The organism is Thiomonas sp., from assembly GCF_034007205.1.
GTDB lineage: Bacteria > Pseudomonadota > Gammaproteobacteria > Burkholderiales > Burkholderiaceae_C > Thiomonas.
In genome coordinates this window covers 34597-49769 of the sequence record NZ_JAVERI010000014.1, presented here as the reverse complement: position 1 = coordinate 49769, position 15173 = coordinate 34597, and the positions used below count along the sequence as shown (strand labels likewise).

Here is a 15173-nt window from a genome sequence, read left to right as displayed (position 1 = left end):
TTCAGCGCGCAGCGCCCTGGGCATGGACCGCGTCGGCCTTGGCGGCGCAGATGAAGTCGTTGCGCGTGACGCCGCCCGCCGAATGAGTATTGAACGCCACGCTGCAGCGGTTGTATTGCACCAGCAGATCGGGGTGATGATCTTCGCGGTGCACCACCCAGGCCAGCGCATTGACGAAGGCCAGGGTCTGGTAGTAGTTGCCGAAGGTGTAGGTCTTGCGGATGCTGCCGTTGTCAAAAGTCCAGCCGCTCAGCAGCGCGAGATAGGGCGCCATCGCGGCAGCGTCGAGCCGGTGCGAGGGGCCGAGTTCCTGGCAGTGATCGCCCAGCAAGTCGTTGAGAGTCATGGCTGTTTCCTTCATGCGGTCGCCGTGGCGGTGGGTTGCGCTGCCTGGACAGGCGGCAAGGCGCCGAGCCGTTCAAGCCGCTGCAGCGCCGGCGGGTGGCTGTAGTAGAAGCGCACATAGACCGGGTCGGGAGTCAGCGTGCTGGCATTGTCGCGGTACAGGGTGACGAGGGCTTCGCCCAGGGCGCGGGCGTCGCTGTGCTGTGCCGCGTAGGCGTCGGCCTCGAACTCGTGCTTGCGCGAGATGGCCGCACCCAGAGGGCTGAAAAACACGCCGAACACCGGTAGCGCCAGGCTGAACAGAATCAGCGCGAGCGCATGGTTGGGGGCGAACAGATTGGGCATGACCCCCAGGCCGACATAGAACCACACCTGGTTCGACAGCCAGCCCAGCAGCGCAAAGCCCGCCAGACTGACGCCGAACATCATCCCCATGCGCTTGAGAATGTGACGGCGCTTGTAGTGCCCGACCTCGTGCGCGAGCACGCCTTCGATCTGCGCCGGGGTGAGCTGGTTCAGCAGGGTATCGAACAACACCACGCGCCGTGCCGCGCCCATGCCGGTGAAGTAGGCGTTGGCATGCGCGCTGCGGCGCGAGCCATCCATGACGTACAGGCCGGACAGCGCAAAGTCACAGCGCTGCATGAGCGCCTGCGCGCGGGTTTTCACCTCGCCGTCGGGCAGCGGCTGGAACTTGTTGAACAGCGGGGCGATGACCAGCGGATACACCCCCATCATCAGCAGGCTGAACGCCGTGAGCCCGGCCCAGGCCCACAGCCACCACCAACCGCCGGCGACCTGCATGATCCAGAGCACGAGCAAGGCCAGCGGCAACATCAGCACGGCGCCGACCAGGGTGTTCTTCAGCAGGTCCAGCGCATAGGAGCGCGGCGTCTGGCGGTTGAAGCCGAAGCGCGCTTCCAGGCCGAAGGTGCGCGCGACATCCCAGGGCAGATCGAGCAGCGATCCGATCACGGCGAAGGCGATCAGCAGCGCCAGTTGCCCGCCCAAAGCGGTGCCGAAAGTGGCGCTGACCCAGCCATTGAGCCCTTGCAGCCCGCCTTCGAGCGTCCACACCAGCACGATCAGGGCCGAGAACAAGGTGGTCCACAAACCGAAGCGCAGCTTGGCCACGGTGTAATCGGCGGCCTTCTGGTGGGCTTGCAGCGAAATGCTGTTGCGGAATGGCGCGGGCACGGCATCGCGGTGCGCCAGCACATGGCGCTGCTGGCGCTGGGCCAGCCAGAGCTTGAGCGCCGTGCCGCCGATCAGCGCGGCGGCGAACAGCGCGCTCCAGGCGAGGGAGAAATGTTGCGGGCTCATGCGAAAATCCTTGTCAACCTTGAATTTGCCGAGATTATCCCACCCGGCCTGTTCCTGCGATCAGCCGCCGCCATTTCCCTACTTGAATGCCTTCCATGTCCGATTCCGCCACGCCTGCCGCTTCCATCCTCGCCCGTCACGACGACAACCTCATCTGGGTCGACATGGAAATGACCGGGCTGAATCCCGACACCGATCGCATCATCGAAGTCGCCGTGGTCGTCACCGACCCGCAGCTCAGCGTGCGCGTGGAAGGCCCGGTGCTGGCCATCCATCAGAGCGATGCGGTGCTGGCCGGCATGGACGCCTGGAACCAGAACACCCACGGCAAATCCGGCCTGACCGAGCGGGTGCGCGCCAGCACGGTGGACGAAGCGCAGGCCAGCCGTGAGATCATCGCCTTCCTCAAGCAATACGTGCCCGCTGGCAAGTCGCCCATGTGCGGCAACACCATCTGCCAGGACCGCCGCTTCATGGCCCGCGGCATGCCCGAGCTGGAGGCCTATTTTCACTACCGCAATCTCGACGTCAGCACCCTCAAGGAACTGGCGCGGCGCTGGCGTCCCGAACTGGTGAGCGCGTTCAAGAAGCAGCAGGCGCACACCGCGCTGGCCGACATCCAGGAATCCATCGACGAACTGCTTCACTACCGCGAGCACTTCCTGCGCGTGCCGGTGGCCGGGATGGATCCGGAAGTGGCGGGTTGATCAAACCGCTTGCTTTTGCAGCAGGCGCACGTGTATCGGGCGAGTGAAGGATGCACCGTCGGCGCCGCAATATGGATCGAAGGCAGCCTTGACGCGCAGCCGCAAATCGTCGGTGATCTGATGATCGGCGAAGCTGGGGTAGAGCATGCGCTGCTCGAAGGATTCCCAGTCGGCGAAGTGTGCGGGCATGTCGAAACGCCGCTCGGCGGTCTGCTGCCATTGCCCGGTGAGCAGGGCCTGGTCGAGCGCCGCCTGCGCCGCGGCGCGTGCCGGACCTTCGTCGTTGTAGAGCTTGACGATGTCGTTGAGCGCGCCGGCATACACCGGCTCCGAGACGTAGAGCCAGCCGCCCGGCCGCAGCACGCGCCAGGTTTCCGCCAGCGCGGTTTGCATGGCATCCAGCGGGATGTGGTGCAGCGACTTGAGCATGAGCGCCAGATCGAATTGGCCAGCCTCTGACGGAATGGCCGTGGCACTCTCCTGCATGAAGCGCAGCCGTGGCTTAAGAGACTCTGGAAGCCGCGCCAGGTTTTTGGCATGCTGGACCGCATCGACCTCCAGCGCCAGCGCTTCGCAGCCCGGGCAGCGCTCCAGCAGCTCGGTGAGCAAGCGGGCGCTGCCGCAGCCCAGTTCGATGATCTTCAGGCCGTTGCCAAGCGGGACCAGTTCGGCCAGGACGTCGAGTTCGTTGTGGATCATGGCTTCGCCCTGTTCTTTGGAAGGCGGGATTTTAGGGACGAGATGTGATTTCTGAAGGAGGCGTCGGCGCACTCAGGCGGTGAAATCTTCTTCGTAGAACTCCAACTCGCCGCGCGTCCCTTGAGTGCGCGCCGATTCGAGCTTGCGCAGATCCACCCGGCGGATCTTGCCCGAAATGGTCTTGGGCAGGTCGAAGAACTCGATGCGGCGGATGCGTTTGAACGGCGCGGCGCGCTCGCGCACGAAGGCGAGGATGTCGCGGGCGAGTTCGGCGCTCGGGGTGTAGCCGACGCGGCAGGAGACGAAGGCCTTGGGGATGGTCAGGCGCAGCGGGTCGGGGCAGGGAACGACGGCGGCCTCGGCCACGGCCGGATGCTCGATCAGCAGGCTCTCCAGTTCGAACGGGCTGATGCGGTAGTCGGATGACTTGAACACATCGTCGGTGCGGCCGACGAAGGTGTAGTAGCCGTCGGCGTCGCGCTGCGCGACGTCGCCGGTGTGGTAGAGACCGTCGTGCAGCGCCTGCGCGGTCTTTTCAAAGTCGCCGGCGTATTCGACCAACAGTCCGGTAGGACGCGGATCGGTTTCGACGCAGACCTCGCCTTCTGCCGGGGGCCCCCAGGGCCGTGCTTCGCCCGGCCCGGCGTTTCCTTGCGCTGGGTTGCCGTCGATGTCGACCAGGCGGATGCGGTAGCCTGGCGTCGGCCGGCCCATGGCTCCGGGCTTGACCGGCTGCCCCGGCGAGTTGCCGATCAGCGCGCAGGTTTCGGTCTGGCCGTAGCCGTCGCGGATGGTGATTCCCCAGGCGGCGCGCACCCGCTCGATGACCTCGGGGTTGAGCGGCTCTCCCGCGCCGACGAGTTCGCGCAGCTTCACCGGGTAGCTCTTCAGATCTTCCTGGATGAGCATGCGCCACACCGTCGGCGGAGCGCACAGCGTGGTCACGCCGCAGCGCGCCAGGGTCTGCAGCGTGGCAGCCGCATTGAAACGGCTCTGGTTGAAGGCAAAGATGGTCGCGCCGGCGTTCCACGGTGCGAAGAAGCTGCTCCACGCATGCTTGGCCCAGCCTGGCGAACTGATGTTCCAGTGCACATCGCCCGGCTGCAGCCCGATCCAGTACATCGTGGCGAGGGTTCCGACCGGATAGCTCTGGTGGGTGTGCAGCACCAGCTTCGGCTTGGAGGTCGTTCCCGAGGTGAAGTACAGCAGCAGCGGGTCGGCGGCGCGGGTCGACGCGTCGGGCTGGAAGTCGGCGGATGCCGAGTCGGCCCCCGACAGCGCGGTCCAGCCCGCAGGCGCGTCGCCCGCGGTGAAACGCCCCGCGACCTGCGCCCACACCGCAGCGGGCAGTGCGGCGAACTTGGCGGCGTCGGCGGGCAGGCAGACGACATGCCGCACGCCGCCGCGGCCGATGCGGTCTTGCAGGTCGGTTGGCGTGAGCAGGGTGGTGGCGGGAATCATCACCGCGCCGAGCTTGATGCAGGCGAGCATGGCGTCCCACAGTTCAACGCAGTTGGGCAGCATCAGCAGCACGCGGTCGCCCCGGGCCACGCCACTTGCGCGCAGGAAGTTGGCCATGCGCGCCGAGCGCCGCGCCATGTCGGCAAAGCTGTGGCGGCACTCGCTGCCGTCTTCTTCGACGACCCACAGCGCAAGCGCCTCGTTGTCCTGGGCCATCGGGTCGAAATAGTCGAGCGCCCAGTTGAATTGATCGAGCGCCGGCCAGCGGAATTCAGCGTAGGCGCGGTCGTAGTCGGTGCGAAGGCGCAGCAGCAGGTCGCGCGCCTGCACAAAACCGGGATGAGCGGTTTGCATGGAAGTCTCCTGATGTTGATGTCGTTGTGCGACAACTTTAGCCCGTGCCATTCGGTCAGGCCAGCGGGAAAGCACAGAGATCAACCGTCAGGGCGGTGTCAGTTCCATGCGGCTCTTTCGCGCCACGCGCCGTTTTCTCGGAAAAATGAGCCGACATGCCTGGACATGGATCTGTAACAAATAAGCTCTAGATTGTTACGTTTTTGACAGACTGAGGAGTTCATCCATGCGTTTCATGTCCGGTTCCCTACGCTTGCTCGCGCTCTCGGCTGCTGCGGCGCTGTCCCTGACGGCGTGTGGCGGCAGCGACGGCGTCCCGCCGCCGTCCGCTGGCACTTACAGCATCGCCACCCACCTCGGGCAGCCGGTGGTGTTCAAAAACAATACGGGCTTTCAATCGCAGCCCTTTCAGATGACCATCGGTTATGGCAGCGCCGCCTTTCACGATCCGAAGGACGCCGCCAACGTGCTGTTCACCGCTTCCGATCGAGGGCCGAACATCGACTGTGAGGATGTGGGTGATTATCCGATCGACAACAAGGATTTTTGCGGCAATCTCGCAGGCAAGATTTTTCCCGATCCCGGCTTCGACCCGTCGATCTACAAGTTTCAGTTGGGGCAGTCTGGCGGGCAGAATGTCGCCACGCTGCTGGGCACCATTGCGCTCACCGACAAGAATGGCAAGCCGATCACCGGTCTGTCCAACGACCTGCCCGATCGCCCGAAGGATCTGACCAGGGTCGCGGCGACCGACAACTCGGTGGCCAATACCGAGAACGCCTACACCAGCGACCTGCAGCCGCTGCCGTTCAACCAGAACGGTCTCGATACCGAGGCGATGGCGCGGCTGCCCGATGGCAGCTTTTGGTTCGGCGAGGAGTATGCACCCAGCCTGGTGCACGTTTCCGCCTCCGGGCAGGTGCTCGAACGTGTAGTGCCTGCCGATAGCGGCGTGATCAACCCCATCACCGGCCAGAGCATGAGCGTGTGTGATGCGCTGAAAAACGGCACGGCCAACGCCGCCGCAGCAAGCTATTCCGTGAACTGTGCATTGCCGGCCATTCTCGACCTGCGCAGCCTGAATCGCGGCATCGAGAACATCGCCGTGTCGCCGGATGGCAGGACGCTGTATTTCGCGCTGCAGAGCCCGCTGGCCAACCCCTCGAAGGACGCCTACAAGATTTCGCGCAATGTGCGCATGGCCACCGTCTCGCTCAACCCGGACGGCAGCTTCGGCAAGGTGACCGGCGAATATGTCTACGTGCTCGATACGCCCGACACTTTTGCCCCGGACGTCTCGACCAAGCAGAACGATGTCAAGCTCTCCGAGATGAGCGTGACCCCCGCCGGCAAGCTCATCCAGCTCGAACGCATCAGCAAGGACACCAAGCTCTATCAGGTGGACTGGAGCCGGGCGACCAATCTGCTCGGCTCGAAGTGGGACGACCGCGCCACCCAGCCTTCGCTGGAGCAGCAGACCGATCTGGCCGCGGCGGGCGTCGTCCCGCTGAGCAAGACCCTGGTCTACAACACCGCAACGGACAACCCCGCGGCGACCAGCCCAGGCAAGGTCGAGGGACTGGCCTTCCTCGACGCCAGCCACTTCGTGCTGACCACCGACAACGACTTCGGCCTGGTCTCGCCGCAGACGTTCTTCTACGCGGCGAACCAGGCGATCGGGCAGTAAGTCCCGATCCACGGGCCGGGCGCCGACGCCGCGCCCGGCTCTCAGTCCGGCATGGGCTCCAGGCTGCGCGCGCAGGGAATCTGGGTGATGTCCAGCCAGCGCTGTCCCGCGGGCGGCAGCTTCGCGCCGCTGAGCGCGCCGCCCCACAGGCAGCCGCTGTCCAGGCACAGCGCGTTGTGCTCCCAGTGCAGGCCCAGGGTGGACCAGTGGCCGAAGGCGATCGGGGTCTGCGCCGTCTGGCGCTGCGGCAGGGCGAACCAGGGCAGGAGTTCGGCGCTCGCGCCATTGGCGCTGGCCTGCTTGTTGTGAAAGTCCAGCCGCCCCGCGTGCGGGCCTGCGGCCTGGAGAAAGCGGGCGCGGGTGAGGGTGTTGATCACGATGCGCAGACGGTCGAATCCGGTCAGGCTCTCGCTCCACTCGTCGGGCAGGTTGCCGAACATGACGCGCAGGAAATCGACGTAATCGGGCGCGCGCAGGCGACGCTCCACCTCGGCAGCGAGTTGCAGGGTTTTGTCCGCGGTCCACTGCGGCAGCACCCCGGCGTGCACCAGCAGCCATCCTTGCTCCATCAGCGCGAGCGGTCGGTGGCGCACCCAGTCGATCAGCGCTTGACGCCGCGGCGACTGGAGGATGTCGTCGAGCGTGTCGCTGCGGTGCGCCTTGCGCACGCCATGCGCCACTGCGAGCAGGTGCAGGTCATGGTTGCCCAGCAGGCATTGCGCGCTGTCGCCCAGCGCCATCAGCCGCTCGATGCTGGCCAGCGACTGCGCGCCGCGGTTGACCAGATCGCCCAGCACGATGAGACGGTCGTGCGCCGGATCGAAGCGCAGCGCGTCGAGCAGGGCTTCGAGAGCGTCGGCGCAGCCTTGCACATCGCCGATCAGGTAGGTTGCCAAGGCCTCTCCCTAGAATGCGTGAGTTACCCAACACATCATCGTAACGAGGCAAGTGGATGCTTGCGTGTCAACCCCTACCGGAGCCCTGCATGGCGCAGCTCGATCCCACGATTTTCAAGGCCTACGACATCCGCGGCATTGTCGGCAACACGCTGACCGAAGACGCCTGCCGTCTCATCGGCCAGGCTTTCGCCACGCTGGCGCGGCGCAATGGCGAGACGGCGGTGAACCTCAGCCGAGATGGACGTCTGTCCGGCCCGGCGCTGGCGCAGGCGCTGATCGAGGGCCTGCGCGCCGGGGGCGTGGACGTGATCGACCTGGGCATGAACGCGACGCCCATGCTGTATTACGCCTGCGCCACCACGCCGGTGGTCAGCGGCATCCAGATCACCGGCAGCCACAATCCCCCCGAGTACAACGGCCTGAAGATGGTGCTCGGCGGCAATGCCCTGTTCGGCGAGCAGATCCAGGCGCTGCGCGAGTTGACGCTGAGCGAAGACTTCGCCACGGGCACGGGCACGGTGCGCCAGGTCAGCATCGTGGACGACTACATCGGCCGCATCAAGGGCGACATCAAGCTGGAGCGGCCGATGAAGGTCGTGGTCGATGGCGGCAACGGCGTGTCGGGCGCATTTGCTCCGCAACTTCTGCGCAGCCTGGGCTGCACTGTGGTGGAACTGTTCTGCGAGGTGGATGGCACCTTCCCCAGTCATCACCCCGACCCGGCCGATCCGCACAATCTCGAAGACCTCATTCGCACCGTGCGCGAGACCGGCGCCGAACTCGGTCTGGCTTTCGATGGCGACGGCGACCGCCTCGGCGTGGTCACGCCCAGCGGCGCCATCATCTGGCCCGACCGGCAGCTCATGCTCTATGCCGCCGAGGTGCTGGAGCGCAACCCCGGCGCGCCCATTCTGTTCGACGTCAAATGCACCGCGCAACTGCCGGCCTGGGTGCGTCGGCATGGCGGCGAGCCGGTGATGGGGCGCACCGGGCATTCGCTGGTCAAGGCCAGGATGAAAGAGATCGACGCCCCGCTGGCCGGCGAGATGAGCGGCCACATCTTTTTCAAGGATCGCTGGTACGGCTTCGACGACGCCCAGTACGGCGCCGCGCGGCTGCTCGAAATCCTGTCGCGCGCGGATGACCCCGGCGCCGTGCTCGAAGCGCTGCCCGATTCGGTGTCCACGCCCGAACTCAAGCTCGACATGCCCGAGGGCGTCAACTTCACGCTGTGCGAGCGTCTGCAGCGCGAAGGCCGATTCCCGGGCGCTTCGCAGATCAGCACCATCGACGGCGTGCGTGCCGACTATGCCGACGGCTTCGGCCTGGCGCGACCCTCCAACACCACGCCCTGCGTGGTGCTGCGCTTCGAGGGGGTTGATGCCGCCGCGCTGGAGCGGGTGCAGGCCGAGTTCCGCGCGGCCCTGCTGGCGCTGGACCCGGCGCTGAAGCTGCCGTTCTGATCGGGCCTTTCGCATCTTGCGCGTCCTGATCGTCAAGACCAGCTCGATGGGCGATGTGGTGCATGCCCTGCCGGTGGTGCACGACATTCTGACCGCGCATCCCGGGGCGCAGATCGACTGGCTGGTCGAAGAGGCCTACGCCGACATCGTGCGCGCCCATCCCGGCGTGCGGCGCGTCATTCCGCTGTCGCTGAGGCGCTGGCGCAGGCAGTTCTGGCGTGCCGACATCCGGCAGGAGTGGATCGAGTGGAAGGCCGATCTGCGCGCCGAGACTTATGACGCCGTGATCGATCTGCAGGGGCTGGTGAAAAGCGCCCTCATCGCCCGGCTTGCACGCGGGCAGCTCTATGGGCTGTCGTGGGGCAGTGCGCGTGAGGCATTCGCACCTTTGTTCTACACCCATCGACAGAAGACCGCGCTGCATCGCACCGAAGCCGCCGTGCCGCGCTACCGGGCGCTGGTCGCTTGGGCGCTGGGCCACGAGCCGCAGGGCAAGCCGCAGTATGGTCTGAGCCTTCAGGCTCCGCGTCCCGCCTGGCTGAAGGGCGATTTGCCGTATGCCCTGCTGCTGAGCGCCACGGCCAAGGAGCGCAAGCTGTGGGAAGAGGCGCGCTGGATCGCCCTTGGGCGAGCCCTTGCCGCGCAGGGCTTGATCGGCGTGTTCGCCTGGGGCAATGAGGCCGAGCGCGCGCGCGCCGTGCGGCTGGCCGATGCGGTCAATTCCGCTTTGTCGACCAGCGACATGACGCGCGCCTGTGTGGCCCCCGCCGCGTTCGATCTGGCACAGTGGATGCGCGTGTTGCGCGCGGCCCAGGCGGTGGTCGGTGTCGATACCGGGCTGCTCTACCTCGCCGCTGCCGTGGGAACCCCCGCGGTGGCCCTCTACACCGGCTCGTCGCCGCACAGCGTGGACTTCGAGTCGGCCGGGCCGTGGCGCAGCCTGGGCGACTCCGGCCAGCAGCCTGCGGTGGCCGAGGTCTTGCAGGCGATGCGCGAGGTGCTGGCAACGGCTGCGGATAGCCCTTCCTCGGCATGAAACTGGCCTTGCCGGTATACGGCCTGCTCTGGCGGCTGGCCCTGCCCTTCGCGCTGCTGCGGCTGTGGTGGCGAGGCCGCGCCGAGCCGCTGTACCGCCAGCATTGGGGGGAGCGGCTGGGCTGGTTTGGACGCACGTCGGTCGCGGACGCGGTGGCGGCAAATGGGCCTCTGATCTGGGTGCATGCGGTCTCGCTGGGCGAAACCCGCGCGGCGGCGGCGCTGATCGAGGCGCTGCGCGAGCGCATTCCGCACATGCGACTTCTGCTCACGCACATGACGGCGACAGGCCGCGCCGCCGGAGCGGGTCTGCTGCAGTCCGGCGATGTGCAAGTCTGGCTGCCGTATGACCTGCCGGGGCCGATGCGCCGTTTTCTGCGCCGGTTTCAGCCGCGTGCAGCGGTGTTGATGGAAACCGAAGTGTGGCCGAATCTGGCCGAGCAATGCCGCCGCGCCGGGGTGCCGGTGCTGCTGGCCAACGCGCGACTGAGCGCGCGCAGCGCGAGCCGCTGGCAGCGTTGGCCGTCTTTGGCGCGCGTGGCCTGGGGAGGCTTGTTCGCCGCGGCGCAAACGCCTGAAGACGCGCAGCGCATTCAGGCGTTGGGTGCGGCGCAGGTGCAGAGTCTGGGCAATCTGAAGTTCGACATGCGCCCCGACCCTGCGCTGCTGCAGCGCGGCGCGCAGTGGAAGTCGGCTGCTGCGCGCCCGGTGCTGTTGCTGGCGTCCACACGCGAGCAGGGCGGGAAAAGCGAGGAGGCGCTGCTGCTGGCTGCGCTGCCAGCCAAGCTGGCGCAGCGCGCGCTGCTGGTGTGGGTGCCGCGTCATCCGCAGCGCTTCGATGCGGTCGCGCAACTCCTGGCGGATCGGGGGTATGCGGTGCAGCGCCGCAGCGCCACAGCGCCGACGCAGAATACCGCCGTCTGGCTGGGCGACTCGCTGGGTGAGATGGCGGCTTACTACGCCATGTCTGACGCGGCGTTCATCGGCGGCAGCCTGCTGCCCTTGGGCGGGCAGAATCTGATCGAAGCCTGCGCCTGCGGCTGTCCGGTGGTGCTGGGGCCATCGCAGTTCAACTTCGCGTCAGCGGCGCAGGCGGCGCTCGAAGCAGGCGCTGCGGTCCAGGCTACCGATGCGTCTGAGGTGTGGGCGGCTTTTGCCCGTTGGCTCGACGATTCGGCTGCGCGTCAACGCGCGGGGCAAAACGCCTTCGCTTTCGCAGCGGCGCATCAGGGTTCGGCGCAGCGGCAGGCGGATTGGATCGTGGAGATCGCGGGGGATGCGCTTCGGCAGCGCCCGGACGCGGGTCAGTAAATCCGCGGGTCAGTAAATCGGTACCGACGGGTCGATCTCGCGCGACCAGGCGGTCATGCCGCCGTTGAGGTTGTACAGCTCGCCAAAGCCGTTCTGCTCCAGAAAGCGGGCGATCATCATGCTGCGGTTGCCGCTGCGGCAGATCACCACCAGCGGTTTGCCTGGGTCGAGCTCGTTCTGCCGCAGGGGCACGATGCTCATGGGGATGTGTATGACGGGGCAATGCGGATGCTTGATCGCCGCCATCTGGAATTCCCAGGGCTCGCGCACATCGAGGAATTGCCATTCGGTGATCGGCGCGGTGGCGGCCTCGATCTTGTCGGCCAGTTCGCGCACGCTGAGTTGCTTGATCATCAGGGAGTCCTTTTTCGGATTCAGAATTGGAAGCGCGAGGGCTCGGGGAAGTGCTCCAGCCGCGCGGCCACGGTGTCGAACAGATCGCGGGTGAGGAAGTCAGCGGCCGTGGCGCGGGTGACGATCTGCGCCCGCATCACCGGCTCGTCGCCGACGATGGCCGCCAGACGTCCGCCCGGCTTGAGGCGCTGCAGCAGGTCTTGCGGAATCTGCGCCACCGAGCCGGAGAGCACGATCACGTCGAATTCAGCGCTTTTGGTGTAGTGCGCGCCATCGGCCTGTTCGACGGTGACGTTGCTCATGCCCGCGCGCTGCAGATTGGCGCGCGCCATCGCCACCAGTTCTTCGTGAATGTCCAGGGTTTGCACCGCGGCGGCGCGGTGGCCGAGCAGGGCGGCCATGAAGCCGCTGCCCGCGCCCACTTCGAGCACCCACTCATCCTTGCGCACGGCGAGTTCCTGCAGGATGCGCGCCTCGACCTTGGGCGCCAGCATGTTTTGCCCGCAGGGCAGGGGAATTTCCAGATCCATGAAGGCCAGGCCGCGATAGGCCGCGGGGACGAAGTCTTCGCGGCGCACGCTGCCCAGTAGTTCGAGAATGCCGGCATCCAGCACATTCCAGGGACGGATTTGCTGCTCGATCATGTTGAAACGGGCTTGCTCGAGGTTCATCGTTTCTCCGCTGCAGGGTCAAGGAGCAAAGAGTTTAATTTGTCATGCAAAGCCGAGGCGCGCGTGGCATCTCGTTCGAGCAAATTTCGCCTCCGCCGCCTCATTGTCATGGGCTAATGGCGCCATATACAAATACAATTAACAATATATTGCAATTGGTATAAATTATTGATAAGACGTTCAGCCCGGATATAGACATGTCGTATGCCTCCACCCTCGATCAGCGCACCGCGCAGGCCGCTCACATCGCCCTGAGCGGCGCACGGGGCGGACGCGGGCTGTGGCGTACATTGCCCTTCATCGGCCCGGCCGTGGTGGCTTCGGTCGCGTATGTCGATCCGGGCAACTTCGCCACCAATATCCAGGCTGGCGCCCAGCACGGCTACACGCTGTTGTGGGTGGTGCTTTGGGCCAATCTGGCGGCTATTCTGGTGCAGGGGCTTTCGGCCAAGCTCGGCATTGCCACCGGGCGCAATCTGCCCGAGCTGATTCGCGAGCGTTTTCCGCGCAAGCTGGTGTGGTTTTACTGGGTGCAGGCGGAGATCGTGGCGATGATGACCGATTTGGCCGAGTTTCTCGGCGCGGCGCTGGCCTTGCATCTGCTGTTCGGTCTGCCGATGGGGGTGGCGGTGCTGGCGGCGTTTGTCGTGGTCATGGGCATTCTGACGCTGGAGCGCAGGGGGTTTCGTCCGCTGGAACTGGTGGTGGCGGCGTTGGTCGGCGTCATAGCGCTGGGCTATGGCTTGCAGCTCGTGTTGAGCCGGCCCGCCTTGCTGCCCATCTTCGAGGGCATGCTCACGCCGGGTTTCGGCGGCAGTGCCGATGCGGTGTATCTGGCCGTGGGCATACTGGGGGCGACCGTGATGCCGCATGTCATCTATCTGCATTCCAGCCTGACGCAGCGGCGCATTCAGGTGCCGCCCGAGCGCCGGGCGCTGCTGATGCGCTTTGCCTGGAAGGACGTGGTGTTGGCGATGGGGCTGGCCGGCCTGATCAATATGGCCATGCTGGCGGTGGCCGCCGCCACCTTTCACCAGCAGGGCCGTGCGGCCGGCGATCTGAGCGAGGCCTATCGCACCCTCATGCCGATGCTGGGCGCGGGGGCGGCCACGGCGTTCGCCCTGGCGCTGCTGGCCAGCGGTATTTCCAGCAGTGTGGTGGGCACGATGGCGGGGCAGGTGGTGATGCAGGGACTGGTGGGTTTCACCGTGCCGCTGTGGGTGCGCCGCCTCGTCACCAGCCTGCCGGCGGTGATCGTGGTGATGCTCGGTGTCGATCCGACGAGCACGCTGGTGTTTTCGCAGGTGGTGCTGTCGTTCGGCATTCCCTTCGCTCTGGTGCCCTTGCTGCTTTTCACTTCCAACCGGGGCTTGATGGGCGAACTGGTCAATCGGCCGGCCGTGCGCTGGGTCGGCTGGGCGGTGACGGCGCTGATCATTGCGCTCAATGCCTTGCTGTTGTGGAAGCTGGTTTGACGCCGACACCGGATCAGCGAGAGTGTGAGCGGATGTAAATACGATTGAATTACAAATAAAAATATATAGCATTTGCGGCATGAGCCTTCGCTACCGCGCGGGCAGATGAAAGGCCGGTGCCATGTCCGCAAGTTCCACCCTGCCGCCAGCCGGGCCGCCCGCGCTGTCCCGGCTGGGCATTTTTCTGGCCGTGCTTGGCCCGGGGCTGGTGGTCATGCTCGCCGACACCGACGTCGGCAGCGTGATCACCGCGGCGCAGAGCGGGGCGCAGTGGGGCTATCAACTGCTCAGCCTGCAGCTCGTGCTCATTCCCATTCTGTATGTGGTGCAGGAGCTCACGGTGAGGCTGGGCATTTTCACCGGCAAGGGGCATGGCGAGCTCATCCGCGAAACCTTCGGCGCGCGCTGGGCCTGGGTGTCGGTGGCGGGCCTGGCGGTGGCTTCGGTCGGGGCCATCATCACCGAGTTTTCCGGGGTGGCGGGAGTCGGCGCGCTGTTCGGCGTGCCGCGCGGCTGGAGTCTCGGTCTCGCTGCGGTCTTTCTGCTGGCGGTGGTGTGGACGGGGTCTTACCGCCGGGTGGAGCGCGTGGCGATTGCGCTGGGGTTGTTCGAACTGGTGTTCGTCTGGGTGGCGTTTCGCGCCCCGATCGACGGCGCTCAGGTGTTGCAGGGACTGGGCCAGGTGCCGGTGCAGCATCCGGCGTACTGGTATCTGGTGGCGGCCAATATCGGCGCGGTCATCATGCCGTGGATGGTGTTCTATCAACAATCCGTCGTGGCCGACAAGGGGATCAGGCCGCAGCAGTATGCCGCCGCCCGCTGGGATACGGCCGTGGGCGCGGTGCTTACCCAGCTCATCATGGCGGCGGTGTTGATGGTCACGGCGGCCGTGCTGTGGGCCGGACATCGCAACGCGCCGCTCGATACCGTGGGGCAGATCGCGCAGGCACTCATCCCGACCCTGGGCGAAACGCTGGGGCGCACCGTATTCGGCCTGGGCATCCTGGGCGCGGCCATGGTGGCGGCCATCGTCGTGGCGCTGGCTGCCGCCTGGGGGTTTGGCGAAGTCACCGGCTACAAACATTCGCTGGAACTGCATCCGACGCAGGCGCCGTGGTTCTACACCGTGTTCAGCGCGGGGGTGATCGGCGGGGCGCTGGTGGTGGCTTTCGTCCCCGATCTGGTGGCGCTGTCCATCGGGGTGGAGGTGATGAACGCCTTGATGCTGCCGCTGGTGCTGGGTTTTCTGGTGGCGCTGGCCACCAAGGCGCTGCCGAACGCGCATCGGCTGCGTGGGGCTTATTTCTGGGTGGTCCTTGGCGTGGTCGTGCTGACCGCCGGTTTAGGGGTGTATGGGGGCTTGAGCAGCCTGGGTTGACGCAAAGTTTG

14 protein-coding genes are annotated in these 15173 nt (G+C 66.1%); 7 read left to right on the top strand and 7 right to left on the bottom strand.

Annotated features, from left to right (window positions below):
• Nucleotide 1: 1 nt before the first annotated feature.
• Nucleotides 2-346, bottom strand: a complete 345-nt coding sequence (locus tag RBR52_RS11980) for a 4a-hydroxytetrahydrobiopterin dehydratase (protein WP_320377500.1) — start codon at nucleotides 344-346, stop codon at nucleotides 2-4.
• An 11-nt stretch (nucleotides 347-357) separates the two neighbouring features.
• Nucleotides 358-1668, bottom strand: a complete 1311-nt coding sequence (locus tag RBR52_RS11975) for a M48 family metallopeptidase (RefSeq protein ID WP_320377499.1) — start codon at nucleotides 1666-1668, stop codon at nucleotides 358-360.
• Nucleotides 1669-1763: 95 nt separating this feature from the next.
• On the opposite strand from RBR52_RS11975, the gene orn reads away from it, so the two are divergent.
• Nucleotides 1764-2375: an oligoribonuclease gene (orn, locus tag RBR52_RS11970; protein ID WP_320377498.1), complete on the top strand. Its 612-nt coding sequence runs from the start codon at nucleotides 1764-1766 to the stop codon at nucleotides 2373-2375.
• Here the strand turns inward: orn and RBR52_RS11965 are convergent, their stop codons facing one another.
• The gene (locus tag RBR52_RS11965; RefSeq protein ID WP_320377497.1) at nucleotides 2376-3074 is read right to left on the bottom strand and encodes a class I SAM-dependent methyltransferase; all 699 of its coding nucleotides are present in this window, start codon (nucleotides 3072-3074) and stop codon (nucleotides 2376-2378) included.
• 72 nt (nucleotides 3075-3146) lie between these two features.
• The gene (locus RBR52_RS11960) at nucleotides 3147-4889 is read right to left on the bottom strand and encodes an AMP-binding protein (protein WP_320377496.1); all 1743 of its coding nucleotides are present in this window, start codon (nucleotides 4887-4889) and stop codon (nucleotides 3147-3149) included.
• A 226-nt stretch (nucleotides 4890-5115) separates the two neighbouring features.
• On the opposite strand from RBR52_RS11960, the gene RBR52_RS11955 reads away from it, so the two are divergent.
• Entirely contained in the window at nucleotides 5116-6576 is a 1461-nt protein-coding gene (locus tag RBR52_RS11955) for an esterase-like activity of phytase family protein (protein ID WP_320377495.1), read from the top strand.
• Between the two features lie 41 nt (nucleotides 6577-6617).
• Here RBR52_RS11955 and RBR52_RS11950 read toward each other — a convergent pair whose 3' ends face one another.
• On the bottom strand, nucleotides 6618-7472 hold the full coding sequence (locus RBR52_RS11950; protein WP_320377494.1) for a symmetrical bis(5'-nucleosyl)-tetraphosphatase: 855 nt from the start codon (nucleotides 7470-7472) through the stop codon (nucleotides 6618-6620).
• Nucleotides 7473-7561: 89 nt separating this feature from the next.
• Here RBR52_RS11950 and RBR52_RS11945 point away from each other — a divergent pair, with 89 nt between their 5' ends.
• Genes RBR52_RS11945 through RBR52_RS11935 form a run of 3 tightly spaced genes read left to right on the top strand, consistent with a single transcriptional unit; the run spans nucleotide 7562 to nucleotide 11284 of the window.
• Complete coding sequence (locus RBR52_RS11945) at nucleotides 7562-8938, top strand: phosphomannomutase/phosphoglucomutase (protein ID WP_320377493.1); 1377 nt, start codon at nucleotides 7562-7564, stop codon at nucleotides 8936-8938.
• 16 nt (nucleotides 8939-8954) lie between these two features.
• Complete coding sequence (gene waaC, locus RBR52_RS11940) at nucleotides 8955-9974, top strand: lipopolysaccharide heptosyltransferase I (protein WP_320377492.1); 1020 nt, start codon at nucleotides 8955-8957, stop codon at nucleotides 9972-9974.
• Nucleotides 9971-11284 carry a 3-deoxy-D-manno-octulosonic acid transferase gene (locus RBR52_RS11935; RefSeq protein WP_320377491.1) on the top strand — a complete coding sequence of 438 codons (1314 nt, stop codon included), beginning with the start codon at nucleotides 9971-9973 and terminating at the stop codon, nucleotides 11282-11284. Before waaC ends, RBR52_RS11935 begins: the two co-directional genes overlap by 4 nt.
• Nucleotides 11285-11293: 9 nt before the next feature.
• On the opposite strand, the gene RBR52_RS11930 is transcribed toward RBR52_RS11935, so the two are convergent.
• Nucleotides 11294-11638: a rhodanese-like domain-containing protein gene (locus RBR52_RS11930; protein ID WP_320377490.1), complete on the bottom strand. Its 345-nt coding sequence runs from the start codon at nucleotides 11636-11638 to the stop codon at nucleotides 11294-11296.
• Between the two features lie 20 nt (nucleotides 11639-11658).
• Nucleotides 11659-12309 carry a protein-L-isoaspartate O-methyltransferase gene (locus tag RBR52_RS11925; protein ID WP_320377489.1) on the bottom strand — a complete coding sequence of 217 codons (651 nt, stop codon included), beginning with the start codon at nucleotides 12307-12309 and terminating at the stop codon, nucleotides 11659-11661.
• Nucleotides 12310-12506: 197 nt separating this feature from the next.
• Here RBR52_RS11925 and RBR52_RS11920 point away from each other — a divergent pair, with 197 nt between their 5' ends.
• On the top strand, nucleotides 12507-13784 hold the full coding sequence (locus tag RBR52_RS11920) for an Nramp family divalent metal transporter (RefSeq protein WP_320377488.1): 1278 nt from the start codon (nucleotides 12507-12509) through the stop codon (nucleotides 13782-13784).
• A 121-nt stretch (nucleotides 13785-13905) separates the two neighbouring features.
• Nucleotides 13906-15162, top strand: coding sequence for a divalent metal cation transporter (locus RBR52_RS11915; RefSeq protein WP_320377487.1), 1257 nt, complete (start codon nucleotides 13906-13908; stop codon nucleotides 15160-15162).
• Nucleotides 15163-15173 lie beyond the last annotated feature (11 nt).

What these genes read in the sequence shown, in the direction of transcription:
- RBR52_RS11980 (WP_320377500.1), bottom strand. Translation starts at nt 346, where the DNA reads ATGACTCTCAACGACTTGCTGGGCGATCACTGCCAGGAACTCGGCCCC.
- RBR52_RS11975 (WP_320377499.1), bottom strand. Translation starts at nt 1,668, where the DNA reads ATGAGCCCGCAACATTTCTCCCTCGCCTGGAGCGCGCTGTTCGCCGCC.
- orn (WP_320377498.1), top strand. Translation starts at nt 1,764, where the DNA reads ATGTCCGATTCCGCCACGCCTGCCGCTTCCATCCTCGCCCGTCACGAC.
- RBR52_RS11965 (WP_320377497.1), bottom strand. Translation starts at nt 3,074, where the DNA reads ATGATCCACAACGAACTCGACGTCCTGGCCGAACTGGTCCCGCTTGGC.
- RBR52_RS11960 (WP_320377496.1), bottom strand. Translation starts at nt 4,889, where the DNA reads ATGCAAACCGCTCATCCCGGTTTTGTGCAGGCGCGCGACCTGCTGCTG.
- RBR52_RS11955 (WP_320377495.1), top strand. Translation starts at nt 5,116, where the DNA reads ATGCGTTTCATGTCCGGTTCCCTACGCTTGCTCGCGCTCTCGGCTGCT.
- RBR52_RS11945 (WP_320377493.1), top strand. Translation starts at nt 7,562, where the DNA reads ATGGCGCAGCTCGATCCCACGATTTTCAAGGCCTACGACATCCGCGGC.
- RBR52_RS11935 (WP_320377491.1), top strand. Translation starts at nt 9,971, where the DNA reads ATGAAACTGGCCTTGCCGGTATACGGCCTGCTCTGGCGGCTGGCCCTG.
- RBR52_RS11930 (WP_320377490.1), bottom strand. Translation starts at nt 11,638, where the DNA reads ATGATCAAGCAACTCAGCGTGCGCGAACTGGCCGACAAGATCGAGGCC.
- RBR52_RS11925 (WP_320377489.1), bottom strand. Translation starts at nt 12,309, where the DNA reads ATGAACCTCGAGCAAGCCCGTTTCAACATGATCGAGCAGCAAATCCGT.
- RBR52_RS11920 (WP_320377488.1), top strand. Translation starts at nt 12,507, where the DNA reads ATGTCGTATGCCTCCACCCTCGATCAGCGCACCGCGCAGGCCGCTCAC.
- RBR52_RS11915 (WP_320377487.1), top strand. Translation starts at nt 13,906, where the DNA reads ATGTCCGCAAGTTCCACCCTGCCGCCAGCCGGGCCGCCCGCGCTGTCC.